The organism is Variovorax sp. GW822-FHT04E09 (genome assembly GCF_058800845.1).
This window is the reverse complement of sequence record NZ_JBXAMR010000008.1, coordinates 243,064-259,613: the sequence shown is the minus strand read 5'-3', so window position 1 is coordinate 259,613 and position 16,550 is coordinate 243,064. Positions and strand designations below refer to the sequence as shown.

The window sequence follows — 16,550 nt, the reverse complement described above, 5'->3', positions numbered from 1 at the left end:
CCCATGCATTCAGTTTCAAGAGGACGCTTATGGCAGACAACCGTGTCAGGAACAGTGGTCAGAAGTTCATCGCGCGCAACCGGGCGCCGCGCGTGCAGATCGAATACGACGTCGAGATCTACGGCAGCGAACGCAAGATCCAGCTGCCGTTCGTGATGGGCGTCATCGCCGACCTCGCGGGCAAGCAGACCGACCCCATGCCCGACCTCGCGGAGCGCGAGTTCATGGCGGTGGACATCGACAACTTCGACGAGCGCATGAAGTCCATCAAGCCGCGCGTCGCGTTCCAGGTGCCCAACACGCTCACCGGCGAAGGCCAGATGAACGTGGACATCACCTTCGACAGCATGGACGACTTCTCGCCCGCGCGCATCGCGCGCCAGGTCGACGCGCTGCAGCAGCTGCTCGAGGCGCGCACCGAGCTGTCGAACCTGCTCTCGTACATGGACGGCAAGAACGGCGCCGAGCAACTCATCGCGCAGGCGCTGCAGAACCCGGCGCTGCTCAAGTCGCTGGCGTCCGCGCCCAACCCCGCGGTCGCGCAGGCGGCCGCCGATGCCGCAGCAGCCAAGCAAGCCGACGACAGGACCGCACCATGAGCACCGCATCCCAGCAAGGCGCACGCGCCCGCACCGCCACCGTCGAAGCGCTCGAGCCCAACGAGTTCTCCGACCTCCTGCAGCGCGAGTTCAAGCCCAAGACCGAGCAGGCGCGCGAGGCGGTGGAGAACGCCGTCAAGACGCTGGCCGTGCAGGCGCTCGAGAACACCGTCACCATCTCGAACGACGCCTACCGCAGCGTGCAGGCCATCATCACGGAGATCGACCGCAAGCTGTCGGAGCAGATCAACCAGATCCTGCACCACGAAGACTTCCAGCAGCTCGAAGGTGCATGGCGCGGCCTGCACTACCTCGTGAACAACACCGAGACCGACGAGCAGCTGAAGATCCGCGTCATGTGCGCATCGAAGCGCGAAGTGGCACGCTCGCTCAAGCGCCACAAGGGCATCGGCTGGGACCAGAGCCCGATGTTCAAGAAGATCTACGAGGCCGAGTACGGCCAGTTCGGCGGCGAGCCCTTCGGCGCGCTGATCGGCGACTTCCACTTCGACCACAGCCCGCCCGACGTCGAGATGCTCGGCGAGATGGCCAAGATCGCCGCCGCCGCGCACTGCCCCTTCATCGCCGGCGCCTCGCCCACCGTGATGCAGATGGACTCGTGGCAGGAGCTGTCGAACCCGCGCGACCTCACCAAGATCTTCCAGAACACCGAGCACACCGCGTGGCGCTCGCTGCGCGATTCGGAAGACGCGCGCTACATCGGCCTGGCCATGCCGCGCTTCCTGGCGCGCCTGCCGTATGGCGCGCGCACCAATCCGGTCGACGAGTTCGAGTTCGAGGAAGAAACCGATTCGGCGCTGCACACGCGCTACACCTGGGCCAACTCGGCCTATGCGATGGGCGTGAACATCAACCGTTCGTTCAAGCAGTTCGGCTGGTGCACCTCGATCCGCGGCGTGGAGTCGGGCGGCGCGGTCGAGAACCTGCCCACCCACACCTTCCCGACCGACGACGGCGGCGTGGACATGAAGTGCCCGACCGAGATCGCCATCAGCGACCGGCGCGAGGCCGAGCTGGCCAAGAACGGCTTCATGCCGCTGGTGCACCGCAAGAACTCCGACTTCGCGGCCTTCATCGGCGCGCAGTCGCTGCAGCAACCGGCCGAGTACTACGACGCCGACGCCACGGCCAACGCCAACCTGGCGGCGCGCCTGCCGTACCTGTTCGCGTGCTGCCGCTTCGCGCACTACCTGAAGTGCATCGTGCGCGACAAGATCGGCTCGTTCCGCGAGCGCGAGGACATGGAGCGCTGGCTCAACGACTGGATCATGAACTACGTCGACGGCAGCCCCGGCACCTCGTCGCAGGACACGAAGGCGATGAAGCCGCTGGCGGCGGCCGAGGTCCAGGTGGAAGCCATCGAGGACAACCCCGGCTACTACGCCGCCAAGTTTTTTCTCCGGCCGCACTACCAGCTCGAGGGGCTGACGGTGTCGTTGCGGCTGGTTTCGAAGTTGCCGTCCAACAAGAAGGACAGCAGCTAATTCCACTGTCCCGCTACCGGGCAATTCATCGATAACTTTTGGGGGTCAATCATGGCAGTAGACATGTTCATGCGCGTCGAGGGTGCAAACGGCGAGTCCAAGGACTCCAACCACAAGGACTGGACCGACATCAAGTCGTTTGCATGGGGAGCGACGCAGCCTGGCAACATGGTCAGCGGCGGTGGCGGCGGCGTGGGCAAGGCCAGCTTCAACGACCTGCAGGTGCTCGCGCGCATCGATAAGGCGGCGCCTTCGGTGCTGAAGAACTGCGCGAGCGGCAAGCACCTGAGCAAGGTCGAAGTGGCCGTGTGCAAGGCCGGCGGCTCGCAGATCGAGTACACGCGCGTCACGCTCGAAGAGGTGCTCGTCACCTCGGTGCAGTACACGGCCGAGCAGGGCGGCGACGCGGTGCTCGTGCAGTACGCCTTCCAGGCCGCGAAGGTGAAACAGCAGTACTGGGAACAGACCGACAAGGGCGGCAAGGGCGCCGAGACGGTGCTGGGCTGGAACATCAAGGAAAACAAGGAAGCCTGATTTCCTTGTTGCGCGGCGGGGCCGTGGCCTTCGGGGCCATGCAGCCCCCGCCGGCGGTCCACAGCCGTTTGTCTGTCTCCTGCGGCGCCCCTTCGCGGCGCGCCGCCTTTCACCTTTCAGCCAGTCAACGGGGAAGTTTCATGGGCGATGGGTTTGCAGTGCTGGGCGAGCGCTCCGTGGCCGAGCACACCGAATGGGTACAGCGGCAGATCCGCGCCAGTCCCCAGAATGCCGGCCTGCGCCTTGCCCTGTGCCACTTCCTCGCGCTGCGCGGCGAATGGCAGCGGGCCGAAGACCAGCTCAAGCTCGCGACCAAGCTCGACCCCACGTTCACGCCGGCCAGCGTCACCTGCGCGATGGCCCTGCGGGGCGAGCGCGAACGCTCCGACTTCTGGGCCGGCGGCGGACGCACGCCGGCCATCGTCTCGGGCAATGCCGACTGGGTCGAGCAGTTGCTCGGCGCCGCCGTGTTGCCCGCCGAACGTGCCGACGAGGCTGCCGCGCTGCGCGAGGCCGCGCGCGATGCGGCGCCGGCGCTGCAGGGCACGCTGACCACCGTCGACCGCTCCGATGCGCGGGCCGTGCAGGCGCTCGACGGCGAGCCCGCGGCGCACAGCGACTTCGCCTGGCTGTGCGACGGCGACGCGCGCATCGGCGCCGTGCTCGAACTTTTCACGCCCTCGGGCTATGCATGGCTGCCGCTGCCGGCGGTGCGCCGCATCAAGTTCTCGCGCCCGCAACATCTGGTCGACCTGCTGTGGGCGCCGGCCGAGATCGAGCTGCACGACGGACGCGGCCTCAACGGCCTCGTGCCCGTGCGCTACCCGGGCGCGCTCGACAGCCTCGACGACGAGACCGCGCTGGGCCGCCGCACCGACTGGCAACCGCTCGCGGGCGACGACCAGTTCGCAGGCGTCGGCCAGCGCACGCTGATCAGCGAGGCCGGCGACCACTCGCTGCTCGACCTTCGGCGCATCGAGTTCGCCGCAGCGACGGAGGGCGCGGCCGCATGACCCCCGCCGTCACCACCGACATCGACGGCGACGCCCAGGAAAGCGTCGCGCGCGACCGCCTGCAACCGGTGCTGCTCGACCGCCTCACCGACAAGGCGCCGCAGAACGGCCAGGAGCGCGCGGGCGCCTTCCTCATGAGCGGCAAGCTGCTGCGCGACTCGGTGCTGCGCGACCTGCAGTGGCTGCTCAACACCACCAACTTCGGTGCCGACCACCGCATCAACGGCATGCCGCGCGCGCGCGGCTCGGTGGTGAACTACGGCGTGCGCGGCTGGGCCGGCGGGCGCATGTCGGAGGTCGACTTCGCCGACGTCGAAGCGGCCATCCGCGCGGCCATCATCGACTTCGAGCCGCGCATCATGAAGGACAGCATCGACGTGCGCTGCGTGACCGATGCGACCGACCTGGAGCACCACAACCTGCTCGCGCTGGAGATCCGCGGCACGCTGTGGTCGGTGCCGTACCCGATCGAATTCATCCTGCGTTCGGAGCTGGACCTTGAAAGCGGGCACATGGTGCTGCGGCCGACGGGAGGGCTGTGATGGACGCCAAGCTCCTCGACTACTACAACCGCGAACTCACCTACATGCACGAGCTCGGGGCCGAGTTCGCGCAGCGCTACCCCAAGATCGCGGGCCGGCTGGGCATGCGCGGCATCGAGGTCAGCGACCCGTATGTGGAGCGCCTGCTCGAAGGCTTCAGCTTTCTCACGGCGCGCATCCAACTCAAGATGGACGCGGAGTTTCCGCGCTTCTCGCAGCGCCTGCTCGAGGTGGTGTACCCCAACTTCCTCGCGCCGCTGCCCGCGATGGCCGTGGTGCAGATCGACGGCAATCTCAACGAAGGCTCGCTGAAGGCGGGCTACGAGCTGCCGCGCCACACGCTGCTGCGCGGTCGCATGATCAAGGGCGAGCAGACGGCCTGCGAGTTCCGCACGGGCCATGCCGTCACGCTGTGGCCGATCAAGATTGCCGAGGCCAGCCTGGGCCCGGTGCCGGCCGAGATCGCGCATGCGCTCCCGATGGCGGCGCGCCAGGCGAAGAGCGCGATCACCATCAAGCTCGAGGCGGTGGGCGGCGCGCGCTTTGCCGAGATGCCGCTGGATCGGCTCGAGTTCTTTCTCTCGGGCGCGGAGCTGCACGCGCTGCGCGTGCTCGAACTGGTGGCTCACCACAGCGTGGCCACCGTGTGCCGTGCCGGCCCCGGCAGCACGGCGCGCATCGTGCCGCTGGGCGACGAGGCGATCCGCCACGAGGGCTTCGACCCCGAGCAGGCGCTGCTGCCCTACGACGCGCGCTCGTTCCAGGGCTACCGCCTGCTGCACGAGTACTTCGCCTTTCCCGAGCGCTACCTGTTCTTCAGCGTGAAGCACCTGCGCGCGGCGGCCTCGGCCATCGGCGGCACCACGATGGAGATCGTGATCCTGCTCGACCGCGCCGACGCCGACCTGGAGCGGCTGGTCGATGCCAGGCACTTCTCGCTGTTCTGCACGCCCATCATCAACCTCGTGCCGCGCCGCAGCGACCGCATCCCGGTCGGGCCGGGCCAGCACGAGCACCATGCGGTGATCGACCGCACGCGCCCGCGCGACTTCGAGATCTTCACTGTCGAGCGCGTCACGGGCCACATGGCCAACGGCTCCGAAGAGCGCGAGTTCCGGCCCTTCCTCGGCTCGTTCGCGTCCGACGACGGCGACTTCGGCGCCTACTTCTCGCTGCGCCGCGAGCCGCGCCTGGTGTCCGACCGCGCACGCGCGCAGGGCACGCGCACCAGCTACACCGGCAGCGAGGTGTACGTGTCGCTGGTCGACCAGCACGACGCGCCGTTCCCGCACAGCCTGCGCCACATCACCATCGACGCGCTGTGCACCAACCGCGACCTGCCGCTGCTGCTTCCCACCGGGCTCGAATCGGACTTCACGCTGCGCGTGTCGGCGCCGGTGCGCGGCGTGCGCATCCTGCGCGGGCCCTCGCGGCCGTATCCGGCGCTGGCCGAAGGCGCGCTCACCTGGCGCCTCATCAGCCACCTGGGCCTGAACTACCTGAGCCTGACCGACGTCGATGCCACGCAGGGCGCCGCCGCGCTGCGCGAGATGCTCGACCTGTACGGCAACCTGGCCGACCCGGCCGTGCGCCGGCAGATCCAGGGCGTGCGCTCGATGGCGCTGGCGCCCGTGTTCCGCCGCCTGCCCGAGCCGGGCCCGATCGTGTTCGGGCGCGGCGTGGAGATCGCGCTGCAGATCGACGAGGTGGCGTTCTCGGGCGCGAGCCCGTACCTGTTCGGCGCCGTGCTGGAGCAGTTCTTCAGCCGGCACGTGTCGCTCAACGCCTTCACCGAGTTCGCGCTGTCCAGCCTGCAGCGCGGCGAAATTGCGCGCTGGACCCCGCGCGTGGGACGCCGCCCCACCGTATGAGCACGACCGGCCTCACCGACGACGCCATGCTGCAGCTGCTGCCGGCAGAGGCCGAGGCGCGCGACGAGGCGGCCGTCGAGGCGCGCAGCCCGGCGCGCGCGAAGGCGAAATCCGCGCCGCGACGCGGCGTGCCCGAGGCCGACCCCGCGCTGTGGGCCCGGCTCGTCGAGCAGCCCTTCGAGCACGACCTGTTCATGCTGCTGCGCCGGCTCGACGCGCAGGGCGACCATCCGCTGCTGGGCCGCGCGCCGCGCCCGCGCGACGAGCCGCTGCGGCTGGGCCAGGAACCCTCGATGGCCTTCGCGCCGTCGAACGTGTCGGGCGTCGAGGTCGACCAAGACGGCGCGCCGCGCATCTCGATCTACGGCTTTGGTCTCTTCGGTCCCAACGGCCCGCTGCCGCTGCACCTGACCGAGTACGCACGCGAGCGCAAGCGCCACCACGCCGACAACACCCTCAGCGCGTTCGCCGACCTGTTCCACCACCGGCTGATCCTGCTGTTCTATCGCGCCTGGGCCGACGCGCAGTCGGTCAACAGCCTGGACCGCCCCGACGGCCACCGTTTCGTCGACTACGTGGCCAGCCTCATGAACATGGGGCAGCCCGGCCTGAAGGCGCGCGACCGCATCGCCGACCACGCGCGCACGCACATGGCGGGGCACCTGGTGCGCCAGACCCGCAACCCCGAAGGGCTCATCCAGATTCTTCGCCTGTACTTCGACGTGCCCGTGCGTGTGGTCGAGTTCGTGAGCGACTGGGTGCGCATCGACGAGCGCCAGGTCAGCCGCATCGGCCTGCTCGGGCGCAACCACCGGCTGGGCAGCGGCGCCACCATCGGCCTGGCGGTGCGCGATGCGCAGGGCAAGTTCAGGCTCGAACTCGGCCCGCTGTCGCAACAGCAGTTCCGCGAGTTCCTGCCCGGCAGCCCGCGGCTGCAGCAGGTGGTCGACTGGGTGCGCCAGTACGTCGGCATCGAATTCGCCTGGGAGCTGCGGCTGGTGCTCAGCAAGCCCGAGGCGCGCGGCATGCGGCTGAGCAGCGACCAGCGCCTGGGCTGGGGCAGCTGGCTCGGCACCCGCCTGTCCGACACCGACGCCGGCGACATGGTGTTCCAGCCCGAGGCGCTCTTTTCCCGCAACGCACCGGCTTCTTCATGACCGACATCCGCCGCGTTTCTCTTTTCTCCAAGTTGAATCCGATGCTCTACAAGGCATTGGAAACCGCCACTGCCTTCGCCAAGCTGCGCGGCAATGCCTACGTGGAGCTTGTGCACTGGCTGCACCAGATCCTGCAGCTGCAGGACAGCGACCTGCTGCGCATCATCAAGCGCGCCGGGCTCAACCTCGACGCGGTCGAGCAGGACCTCGTGCGCGCGCTCGACCGGCTGCCGCACGGCGCCACGTCGATCAGCGACATCTCCGAGCATGTCGACCATGCGGTGGAGCGCGCCTGGGTGTACGCGAGCCTGCGCTTCGAGGCCACCTCGATCCGCGGCGCCTACCTGCTCGCGGGCATCGTGAAGACGCCGGGCCTGCGCCAGGTGCTCTCGGGCATCTCGCGCGAGTTCGACAAGCTCGTGCCCGACGTGCTGGTCGCGCAGCTCGCGGCGTGGACCGAAGGCTCGCCGGAAGACGACTACGACGCCGCGTCGGAGGCGGGCGGTGGCGCACCGGTGGCGCAGCACCAGGGCGATGCGCCTGCCGCCGGCGGCTCGGCTCTGGCCAAGTACGCGAGCGACCTCACGGCCAAGGCGCGTGCCGGCGAGCTCGACCCCGTGTACGGCCGCGACGACGAGATCCGCCAGATCGTCGACATCCTCATGCGCCGCCGCCAGAACAACCCGCTGCTCACCGGCGAGGCCGGCGTCGGCAAGACGGCCGTGGTCGAAGGCCTGGCCTCGCGCCTCGCGGCCGGCGACGTGCCGCCTTCGCTGAAGGACGTGTCGCTGTGGGTGCTCGACCCCACGCTGCTGCAGGCCGGCGCGGGCGTGAAGGGCGAGTTCGAACAGCGGCTGCGCCAGGTGATCGACGAGGTCGAGAAAAGCCCCAAGCCCATCGTGCTGTTCGTCGACGAGGTGCACACGCTGGTGGGTGCGGGCGGCACCGCCGGCACCGGCGACGCGGCCAACCTGCTCAAGCCCGCGCTCGCGCGCGGCCGGCTGCGCACCATCGGCGCCACGACGTGGTCGGAGTACAAGAAGTACATCGAGAAAGACCCGGCGCTCACGCGGCGCTTCCAGACCATCCAGGTGCACGAGCCCACCGAGCCCAAGGCCGTGGTCATGCTGCGCGGCATCTCGGCCGAGCTGGAGAAGCACCACGGCGTGCTCATTCTCGACGCTGCGCTCGAAGCGGCCGTGAGCCTGTCGCACCGCTACATTCCCGCGCGCCAGCTGCCCGACAAGGCCGTGAGCCTGCTCGACACCGCGTGTGCGCGCGTGGCGCTGAGCCAGCATGCGCTGCCGGCGGCGCTCGAAGATTTGAAGCGGCGCATCGAGGTGCTGGGCATCGAGTCGGGCATCGCGGGACGCGAGGCGGCGATCGGGGTCGGCGAGCACCAGCGCGTGGAAGACATCGCGGCGCAGGTGGCTGCCGCGCAGGCCGAGCTCGAACTGCTGGAGCAGCGGCGCGTGGAAGAGGCCGCGCTGGTCGAGCGCATCGTTGCGCTGCGCAAGCTGCTGTCGCCTGCGGCGGTGCCGGTGCAATCTGAAGCGGAAGATGACCGCGAAGAGAAACCGCCTACCGAGCCCGAGCGAACGCCCGAGGCCATCCGCGCCGAACTCAACGAAGCGCAAGACCAGCTCGTGCAATTGCAAGGCGAGACACCGCTCATCCTCGCGGCGGTGGATGCGCAGGCCGTCGCCACCGTGGTCGCCGACTGGACCGGCATTCCCATCGGCCGCATGGTGCGCGACGACGCGCAGTCGGTGCTGCGCCTGGGCGAGATCCTGTCGGCCCGCGTGGTCGCGCAGCCCGATGCGCTGGAGACCATCTCGCGGCGCATCCGCACCGCGCGTGCGCGGCTGGACAACCCCAACAAGCCCGTCGGCGTGTTCCTGCTGTGCGGCCCTTCGGGCGTGGGCAAGACCGAGACCGCGCTCGCGCTGTCGGAGGCGCTGTACGGCGGCGAGCAGAACCTCGTCACCATCAACATGAGCGAGTTCCAGGAGTCGCACACCGTCTCCACGCTCAAGGGCGCGCCGCCCGGCTATGTGGGTTATGGCGAAGGCGGCGTGCTCACCGAGGCCGTGCGCCGCCGGCCCTACAGCGTGGTGCTGCTCGACGAGATCGAGAAGGCGCACCCCGACGTGCACGAGATCTTCTTCCAGGTCTTCGACAAGGGCTGGATGGAAGACGGCGAAGGCCGGCACATCGACTTCCGCAACACCGTGATCATCATGACGTCAAACGTCGGCACCGACCTCGTCATGCAGCTGTGCGAAGACCCGACCTTGCGCCCCGACCCCGAGCCGCTGGCGGCCGCGCTGCGCGAGCCGCTGCTGAAGGTGTTCGCGCCCGCGCTGCTCGGGCGCCTGGTGGTCGTGCCTTACTACCCGCTGCAGGCCGACGCGCTGCACCGGATCATTCGCCTGCAGCTGGACCGCATCGCGGCGCGGCTGCAGGCCAACCACGGCATTGCATTGGCTTACAACGACAGCGCCGTCGCGCTTGTCGCACGCCGCTGCACGGCCATAGAGTCGGGTGGCCGGATGATCGACGCGATCCTCACGCACACCATCCTGCCCCGGCTGAGCGAAGAAGTCATCGGCGCCACCGTCAGTGCGCGCAAGCTCGCCGGCGTGCAGCTGGGCGCGGCGGGCGACGACTTCCAGTACGAGTTTTCAGAACGCCCCGCGTAGACCCAAGGGAGAGCCGCATGGACAGAGTCGTCAAAGCCCACACCCCGCTCGGAGAAGAACAGCTGCTGTTCCGCTCGATGCACGGCAGCGAAGGGCTGTCGCAGCTGTTCGAGTTCGAGGTCGACCTGCTGAGCCCGAACACCTCGGTCGACATGAAGGGCCTGCTCGGCAAGCCGCTCGCGCTGGAGATCCAGACGCTGAGCGGCACGCCGCGCTACCTCAACGGCCAGATCACGCGCTTCACCATGATCGGGCGCGAGGGCGGCTCTTCGCGCTACACCGTGTACCGCGCCTCGGTGCGGCCCTGGCTGTGGTACCTCACGCGCACCAGCGACTGCAAGATCTTCCAGAACAAGTCGGTGGTCGAGATTCTTGAAGACGTGCTGGGCGAGTACGGCTTCGCCTTCGAGAAGAAGCTCAGCGCCTCGTACCGCCAGTGGGAGTACTGCGTGCAGTACCAGGAGACCGACTTCGCCTTCGTGAGCCGCCTCATGGAGCATGAGGGCATCTACTACTACTTCAAGCACGACAAGAACCAGCACACGCTGGTGCTGGCCGACGACATGAGCGCGCACGAGACGCTGCCCGGCTACCCGAAGATCGGCTACCTCGCGAGCGACCGCGCCACCGACCCCGGCCGCGAAGTGATCGACCAGTGGGAAGTGACCGAGGAGATCCGCCCCGGCACCTACGTGGTCGACGACTTCGACTTCAAGAAGCCCAGGGCCGACCTGCTCAACACGCGCAGCCAGCCGCGCGGCAACGACCACGGCCGCTACGAGATGTACGAGTGGATGGGCGGCTACAGCGACGCGGGGCAGGGCGAGCACTACGCGCGCATCCGCCTCGAGGAAGCGCAGGCCCAGGCCGAGGTCGACACCGGCCACACCAACGTGCGCGGCATGGCGCCCGGCTACCGCTTCACCATGCAGAACGCACCGCGCAACGAGGACAACCGCGAGTACCTCGTCGTCTCGGTGATGTACAGCCTGCGCGAAGGCGGCTACGCCAGCGGCGGCATGCCGGGCGAGTACAGCTTTCATTTCGGCGTGCAGCCCACCTCGTTCCCGTTCCGCGCGCGCCGCATCACGCGCGTGCCGAGCACCCAGGGCCCGCAGACCGCCACCGTGGTCGGGCCGCCCGGCGAAGACATCTGGATCGACAAGTACGGCCGCGTGAAGGTGCAGTTCCGCTGGGACCGCTACGGCCAGCGCAACGAAGACAGCTCGTGCTGGGTGCGCGTGTCGAGTGCGTGGGCCGGCTCCAATTTCGGCGCCGTGAACCATCCGCGCGTGGGGCAGGAGGTGATCGTCGACTTCATTGCCGGGTGTCCCGACCGGCCGATCATCATCGGGCGCGTCTACAACGCGGACCAGATGCCGCCGCTGGAATTGCCGGCGAAGGCGACGGTCAGCGGGTTCATCAGCCGCACGATCAAGGGCGATGGCGAGCTGGCCAATCACTTCATGATCGACGACGACCCCAGCAACGAGTCGATCAAGATGCACGCGCAGAAGGATTACAGCCTCAACGTCGAGAACAATGAAACACACACCGTGGACGGCACGCGCGTGACGGTGATTGAAGGTTCGGACACCTACACGACCAACACCTCGCTCAATGTGACGGTCAACGGCCCGCACAGCCTGACGGTCAATAAGGGCGGGCCGCAGAAGATCACCGTCAACGGAGGCGACCAGTTCATCAAGGTGGATGGCGGCAACCAGCAGATCGATGTCATCGGGAATCAGACCATCCATGTCACCGGCAAGCGCAAGGACACGGTAGACAAAGGGGAAGAGCGAATCATCGGTACGTCGCTCAAGGAAGACATTGATGGCCCGCAGAACACCACGGTGCTCGGTCTGTATACCGAAGAAACCAAGGGCAAGAAGGTGACAGTCAAGGGCGACGAGGACTATCTCGTCAAGGGAGCGCAAAAGGTGCATGCGGACACGTCGTTGACGGCGACAACGGATGGCCCGATGCGCCTGGAAAGCACCAAGGCAGACATCACGATCAAGTCGCCGACCAAGATCATCCTGGATGCCCCTCATGTGGAGGACAAGTCGGCCAAGAAGGTGACCTTCACGGACTGGGGCATTGCCTTCAAGGGCTTCAACATGGGGATCACCGGGATCAACGTGAGCATCAATGGCGCTGCCGTATTCCTGAACGGGAGGGTGATCAGCGTCGCCGCCCAGAACCTGGGCTTCAACGCCTACTCGATCACGGGCGCCATCAACAAGTTCGACATGTTTTCCGCCAGCGGTGCGATCGGCCTCTATACCGCCACCCGGACACTTTTCACGACAGACAACCCTGCGTCAAAAGTCGACTACTCCCAAGTCAGGGTGAACCCCAGAGGCATCACCGTCTATCTCTGAGCCTGGGGCGCATGTTGGATCTTTTCGCTATGTGGTTCACTGAGTACTGGTATCTGATTGTCCCCATCGCTGTCGTCGTGCTGTTGCCGTTCGTGCTGACCACGCTGGCCAAGCGCTATGTCTTGCGCGTGGTGCATCTGCAGCGTGTGGTCAACCGCCACGTGATGGGTGCGGATCTCGCCGAGCGAGTGCTTCGTACGGGCCAGCCGGCCGTCGCGAGGGTGCTCGAGAGCTATGACACGGCCATGCGGGTCGAGCGCATCTATATCCTCGTGCGGCTCAAGCTCCAGGTACAGCCGGAGGGCGGATTGCCTGCCTACGAGACGGAGCTGGTCGCCCCGATCAGCCCGGTGAAGCTCGCCGATTTCGCACCGGGGCGCTCCGTGAAGCTGCGCTTCGACCCGGTCTCGCGCGAGATCGCCATCGACCAGCCGATGCGCTGAAGCAGGTCCGCTGCCCCCATGAAGACCATCAAGCCTTTTCGCCTGAGCATCCTCACGCGGCCCTTCCGACGGCAGCGGCAAGACCTGCTGGGCGTCTCGGTCTTCGCGATGGCCAGCCTGGCGCCCGAGCCCTTGCTGATGCCCGACCAGGATCTCTGGAAGCTGGCGGCCGACGAAATCGGGCCCGGCAACGTGCTGGACCTGGGCGTGCCCAAGATCGAGCCGGAGTGGCTGGTCAGCGGCTATGCGTACACGGCGCATCAGGACGACAAGACACTGTGCGCGGCCCAGGCCGTCTTCCAGGGTCAGGCCAAGTCAGTGCTGGTGAGTGGTGATCGCTACTGGCTTGATGGCCGCGCGACGCCTGCCCAGCCTTTCGAACGCCTGAGGCTGGATTGGGCACATGCCTATGGCGGCCCGGGCGAGCCCGACAATCCGGAAGGCATCGGCAGCTTCGATGAAACGATCAACGGCGTCCATACGCGCCGACTTCCCCATGTCGAGTTGCCCGGCGCGCGTCAGGACACACCCGGGCGGCGCATCGTGCCTGCGGGTTTCGGCGCCATACCACCCGATCGGCCGCAGCGGCTCGCGCTGATGGGGCGCGCCTACGACCAGCAATGGCTGCAGCACGACTACCCGGGTTTCGCCGAGGACATGGACTGGCGCTACTTCAATGCCGCACCTGCCGACCAACGCCTGCCCGGCCATCGCGAACTGCCGCCGGGCGCCGCCTACGAACTGTGGAACATGCACCCTCGGCAGCCGGTGATGCGCGGCCAGCTGCCCGATTGGCAGGCGCGCTGCTTCGCCAGCTTTCAGAAAGACGGTGGCGCGCTGTCGGAAATTTCGCTGCGCCTGAGCACGGCCTGGTTTTTCCCGCACGCCGAGCGCGTCATCCTGGTCTGGCACGGTGCATCGCCCATCGCGGAAGATGACGCGGCCGACGTCAAGCACATCATGCCCGCGCTCGAGTTGCGCGATCAGCCGCGGCCGCTCGCCCACTACCAACAGGTGCTGCAGCAGCGCATCGATCCAGCCAAGGCGGTGCTGGTCCTGCGCGACAGCGACCTGGTCCCCAAGGCGATCATGGGGCCATGGGCAGGCGACCAGATGCCCGATATCGCCTCGCTTCCGCTGGTGCGCAACCTGCACGCAGGCCGGCGGCGCGAGCACGAACGCCTGCGCGCCCGACTGCTGGCGCAGGGCCTGGATCCCGAGCAGCATCTGCCGCCCCTGTCCGAACCGGATTTGCAGCCACCTGCCTCCATGGACGATCTGCCCGACTTCGCCGAGAAGGCCGATCAAGCCCTCGAGCAGATGCGCCAGGCGGCCCTTGCCCGCGGCGCCGAGGACCGCGCCAAGGCCGTCGCACAGGGGATGCCCGCTGCCATCCAACCCGATATCGATATCCCGCCGCTGTCGCAGATGGATCCGCGCAAGCTGTCGGGGGAGATCCAGGCGAGCATCGACAAGGCCATGACCGAGGTCACGGCGCGGACCGGCAAGCCCGTGCAGCGCCGATTCGACCCGGACCGCCTGCTGCGTGACCTCGCGCGCCTCGAGGAAGACGCGGCGCGCGAGCGCCGAACACCCCTCACACCCGACGAGGCCGCCGAAAGCGCACGGCTGCGCGAGCAGGCCGGGCGCAGCGCGCGCATGGGGCACCTCCACGGCGCACACCTGCTCGAGCCGGCGCCGCCGGCCAGCAGCCTGCGCTCCAGGCGGCTGCGTCGGCGTCTTGAGGCCGCAGCCAGCGGTGAGCGTCGTTTCGCAGGCATGAGCTTCGTCGGCGCCAACCTCTCGGGCCTGGATCTGCGCGGTGCCGACTTCACGGAAGCGAACCTCGAAGACGTCGACTTCAGCGACGCGCGGCTCGATGGCTGCAACTTCACGCGCGCGGTGCTTGCGCGGGCGCGGCTGGTCCGGGCTTCGCTCACCGATGCGCGGCTGGACGAGGCCAATCTGGGTGGCGCGCAATGCGAAGGCGCGAACTTCACGGGTGCGAGCTTCGTGCAGACGCGTTGCAACAAGACCATTTTTCGTTCCTGCGTGCTGGCGAAGGCCGCGTTCAACCAAGCCGATCTGTTCGAAAGCGAATGGGTGCGTTGCGATGCGCGCGGCTCGCACTGGGAGCAGATGGCGATGGTCAAGCTGGCACTGGAAGACATGGCATTCGACAACGCCGCGTTCAAGCAGGTGAGCTGGATCGAGTGCAGCTTCAAGGGGATATCCTTCGTCCGCGCTGCGCTGAACGCCTGTGCTTTCGTCACCGTCGATGCGCAGGAGGGGGTCGACTTCACCGAGGCCAGCCTCGTCACCTGTTCCTTCGTCCATGGCTGCAGCCTGGTGCAGGCCGTGTTCTGCGCCGCTTCACTCAAGCAGTGCGGCCTGCGCGACGCCATACTGGTTGGCGCCGACCTCGCGAAGGCACGCCTTGACGGCTGTGACTTCTCCGAGTGCGACCTGCGGCGCGCGAGGCTGGAGGGATTGCACGCCGGCGAGAGCCTGTTCATTCGCGCGGACTTGCGCGAAGCCTCGTTGCGCGGTGCCAACCTCATCGACGCCAATCTTTCCAAGGCCGACCTGCGCTTTGCCAGCCTGCAGGACGCCAATCTGTTTCGAGCCGACGTGTCGCAGGCCGCCATCGACGGCTCGACCACCTTCATCGGCGCTTACACCCAGGGCGCCAAGACCTTGCCCGCACGAAGGAATGAGCCGGTTCGATGACAGTCGAAGAACTTCTGGACAAGATCCGGCATGGCGAACCGGTGGTCAAGGCGAGTCTCGCGGGTCAGGACCTCAGCGGCGTCGACTTGTCGGGGGCACAGATGGAGCACGTCGACCTGAGCGGGACGAATCTGCACGGCGCCTGCCTCGACGACAGTTCGCTGGCGCAATGCAACTTCGATCAAGCCGACCTGTCGGCGGCCAGCTTGAAAGACGTGCGCGTGTTTCGGTGCCGGTTGGAGGCCGCGCAACTCGGCCGCGCGTTCATGCTGGACACCAACTTCTTCGAATCTTCGCTGGCTCACGCGGATTTCGCGAAGGCGCAAATGGAGCGCGTGGCTTTTGTCAGATGCGAGCTCGGGCATGCGGTGTTGAAGCCCGGCATTTGCGATCAGGTCGTCGTCACCGAATCACGGGTCGACCAGCTCGATTGCCGTGGCGCGAAGCTGCTGCACCTGATGTTCTATCGCATGGATCTGCGCACGGTGGCGTTCACCCAGACCCAATGCGATGGCTCGATCCTGATGGAGTGCAATCTCGAAGGCCAGCGCTTGGCGCACACCAGCTTCCTGCGCTGCCAGTTCACCGACAGCGCGATGGCAGGTGTCGATTTCAGCGGCGCCGTGCTGACCCAGAGCAACTTCAAGGGCGCCACGCTGACCAAGGCGAACTTCAGCGCAGTGGATGCTGCCCAGACGATGTTCCCGGAGGCCGATCTGCGTGAAGCGAATTGCAGCGATGCCATCTTCGATCAGTCGATCTGGGCCGACGCCCAACTCGAAGGTGCCGATTTCAGCCGCTCGCGCCTGCCGCTGAGCGTGTTCCATCGCGTGCAGGCCAGGGGTGCCAGTTTTCGCGACGCGGACCTGCAGGATGCCGATTTTTCCTACGCCGAACTTCATCACGCGGATCTGCGCAATGCGCGTTTTCTGCGCACCCGCTTTCATCGGGCCGCGCGCGCGGAGGCGCGTTTCTCGGGAGGCGGCGGCATCATCGAAAACGATCCGGAGCTGTTCAAGGCGCAAGAGATGATCCATCCACCGCGCTGATGCCGCCAGGCCTGTCCG

12 protein-coding genes are annotated in these 16,550 nt (G+C 67.4%); all 12 read left to right on the top strand.

From position 1 onward, the window contains the following. Positions 1–29 precede the first annotated feature (29 nt). The 12 genes from tssB (at position 30) to AC1RL8_RS27300 (ending at position 16,532) form a co-directional block, all read left to right on the top strand. On the top strand, positions 30–599 hold the full coding sequence (gene tssB / locus AC1RL8_RS27355; protein ID WP_062473966.1) for a type VI secretion system contractile sheath small subunit: 570 nt from the start codon (positions 30–32) through the stop codon (positions 597–599). Beyond that, positions 596–2,104, top strand: a complete 1,509-nt coding sequence (gene tssC / locus AC1RL8_RS27350; protein WP_056583649.1) for a type VI secretion system contractile sheath large subunit — start codon at positions 596–598, stop codon at positions 2,102–2,104. The genes tssB and tssC overlap by 4 nt, the downstream gene beginning before the upstream one ends. Positions 2,105–2,155: 51 nt before the next feature. Then, positions 2,156–2,638, top strand: a complete 483-nt coding sequence (locus tag AC1RL8_RS27345; RefSeq protein ID WP_062473964.1) for an Hcp family type VI secretion system effector — start codon at positions 2,156–2,158, stop codon at positions 2,636–2,638. A 140-nt stretch (positions 2,639–2,778) separates the two neighbouring features. Beyond that, positions 2,779–3,651: a type VI secretion system accessory protein TagJ gene (locus tag AC1RL8_RS27340; protein WP_159273456.1), complete on the top strand. Its 873-nt coding sequence runs from the start codon at positions 2,779–2,781 to the stop codon at positions 3,649–3,651. Continuing rightward, positions 3,648–4,193, top strand: coding sequence for a type VI secretion system baseplate subunit TssE (gene tssE, locus AC1RL8_RS27335; protein WP_062473960.1), 546 nt, complete (start codon positions 3,648–3,650; stop codon positions 4,191–4,193). The genes AC1RL8_RS27340 and tssE overlap by 4 nt, the downstream gene beginning before the upstream one ends. After that, positions 4,193–6,064 (top strand): type VI secretion system baseplate subunit TssF, encoded by a 1,872-nt coding sequence (tssF, locus tag AC1RL8_RS27330; RefSeq protein WP_095743168.1) that lies wholly within the window; start codon positions 4,193–4,195, stop codon positions 6,062–6,064. The genes tssE and tssF overlap by 1 nt, the downstream gene beginning before the upstream one ends. Next, positions 6,061–7,221, top strand: a complete 1,161-nt coding sequence (tssG, locus tag AC1RL8_RS27325) for a type VI secretion system baseplate subunit TssG (RefSeq protein ID WP_492687215.1) — start codon at positions 6,061–6,063, stop codon at positions 7,219–7,221. Before tssF ends, tssG begins: the two co-directional genes overlap by 4 nt. Then, entirely contained in the window at positions 7,218–9,923 is a 2,706-nt protein-coding gene (gene tssH / locus AC1RL8_RS27320) for a type VI secretion system ATPase TssH (protein WP_492687216.1), read from the top strand. Before tssG ends, tssH begins: the two co-directional genes overlap by 4 nt. A gap of 17 nt (positions 9,924–9,940) precedes the next feature. Continuing rightward, positions 9,941–12,310, top strand: a complete 2,370-nt coding sequence (locus tag AC1RL8_RS27315) for a type VI secretion system Vgr family protein (RefSeq protein ID WP_492687217.1) — start codon at positions 9,941–9,943, stop codon at positions 12,308–12,310. Positions 12,311–12,321: 11 nt separating this feature from the next. Next, positions 12,322–12,753, top strand: a complete 432-nt coding sequence (locus tag AC1RL8_RS27310) for a hypothetical protein (RefSeq protein ID WP_307696534.1) — start codon at positions 12,322–12,324, stop codon at positions 12,751–12,753. Between the two features lie 18 nt (positions 12,754–12,771). After that, positions 12,772–15,483, top strand: a complete 2,712-nt coding sequence (locus tag AC1RL8_RS27305) for a DUF2169 family type VI secretion system accessory protein (RefSeq protein WP_492687218.1) — start codon at positions 12,772–12,774, stop codon at positions 15,481–15,483. Further along, entirely contained in the window at positions 15,480–16,532 is a 1,053-nt protein-coding gene (locus AC1RL8_RS27300; protein WP_492687219.1) for a pentapeptide repeat-containing protein, read from the top strand. The genes AC1RL8_RS27305 and AC1RL8_RS27300 overlap by 4 nt, the downstream gene beginning before the upstream one ends. Positions 16,533–16,550 lie beyond the last annotated feature (18 nt).

Bases quoted from the DNA above. Each gene is read 5' to 3' on its own strand.
- tssB (WP_062473966.1), top strand. From the start codon at position 30: ATGGCAGACAACCGTGTCAGGAACAGTGGTCAGAAGTTCATCGCGCGC.
- tssC (WP_056583649.1), top strand. From the start codon at position 596: ATGAGCACCGCATCCCAGCAAGGCGCACGCGCCCGCACCGCCACCGTC.
- AC1RL8_RS27345 (WP_062473964.1), top strand. From the start codon at position 2,156: ATGGCAGTAGACATGTTCATGCGCGTCGAGGGTGCAAACGGCGAGTCC.
- AC1RL8_RS27340 (WP_159273456.1), top strand. From the start codon at position 2,779: ATGGGCGATGGGTTTGCAGTGCTGGGCGAGCGCTCCGTGGCCGAGCAC.
- tssE (WP_062473960.1), top strand. From the start codon at position 3,648: ATGACCCCCGCCGTCACCACCGACATCGACGGCGACGCCCAGGAAAGC.
- tssF (WP_095743168.1), top strand. From the start codon at position 4,193: ATGGACGCCAAGCTCCTCGACTACTACAACCGCGAACTCACCTACATG.
- tssG (WP_492687215.1), top strand. From the start codon at position 6,061: ATGAGCACGACCGGCCTCACCGACGACGCCATGCTGCAGCTGCTGCCG.
- tssH (WP_492687216.1), top strand. From the start codon at position 7,218: ATGACCGACATCCGCCGCGTTTCTCTTTTCTCCAAGTTGAATCCGATG.
- AC1RL8_RS27315 (WP_492687217.1), top strand. From the start codon at position 9,941: ATGGACAGAGTCGTCAAAGCCCACACCCCGCTCGGAGAAGAACAGCTG.
- AC1RL8_RS27310 (WP_307696534.1), top strand. From the start codon at position 12,322: ATGTTGGATCTTTTCGCTATGTGGTTCACTGAGTACTGGTATCTGATT.
- AC1RL8_RS27305 (WP_492687218.1), top strand. From the start codon at position 12,772: ATGAAGACCATCAAGCCTTTTCGCCTGAGCATCCTCACGCGGCCCTTC.
- AC1RL8_RS27300 (WP_492687219.1), top strand. From the start codon at position 15,480: ATGACAGTCGAAGAACTTCTGGACAAGATCCGGCATGGCGAACCGGTG.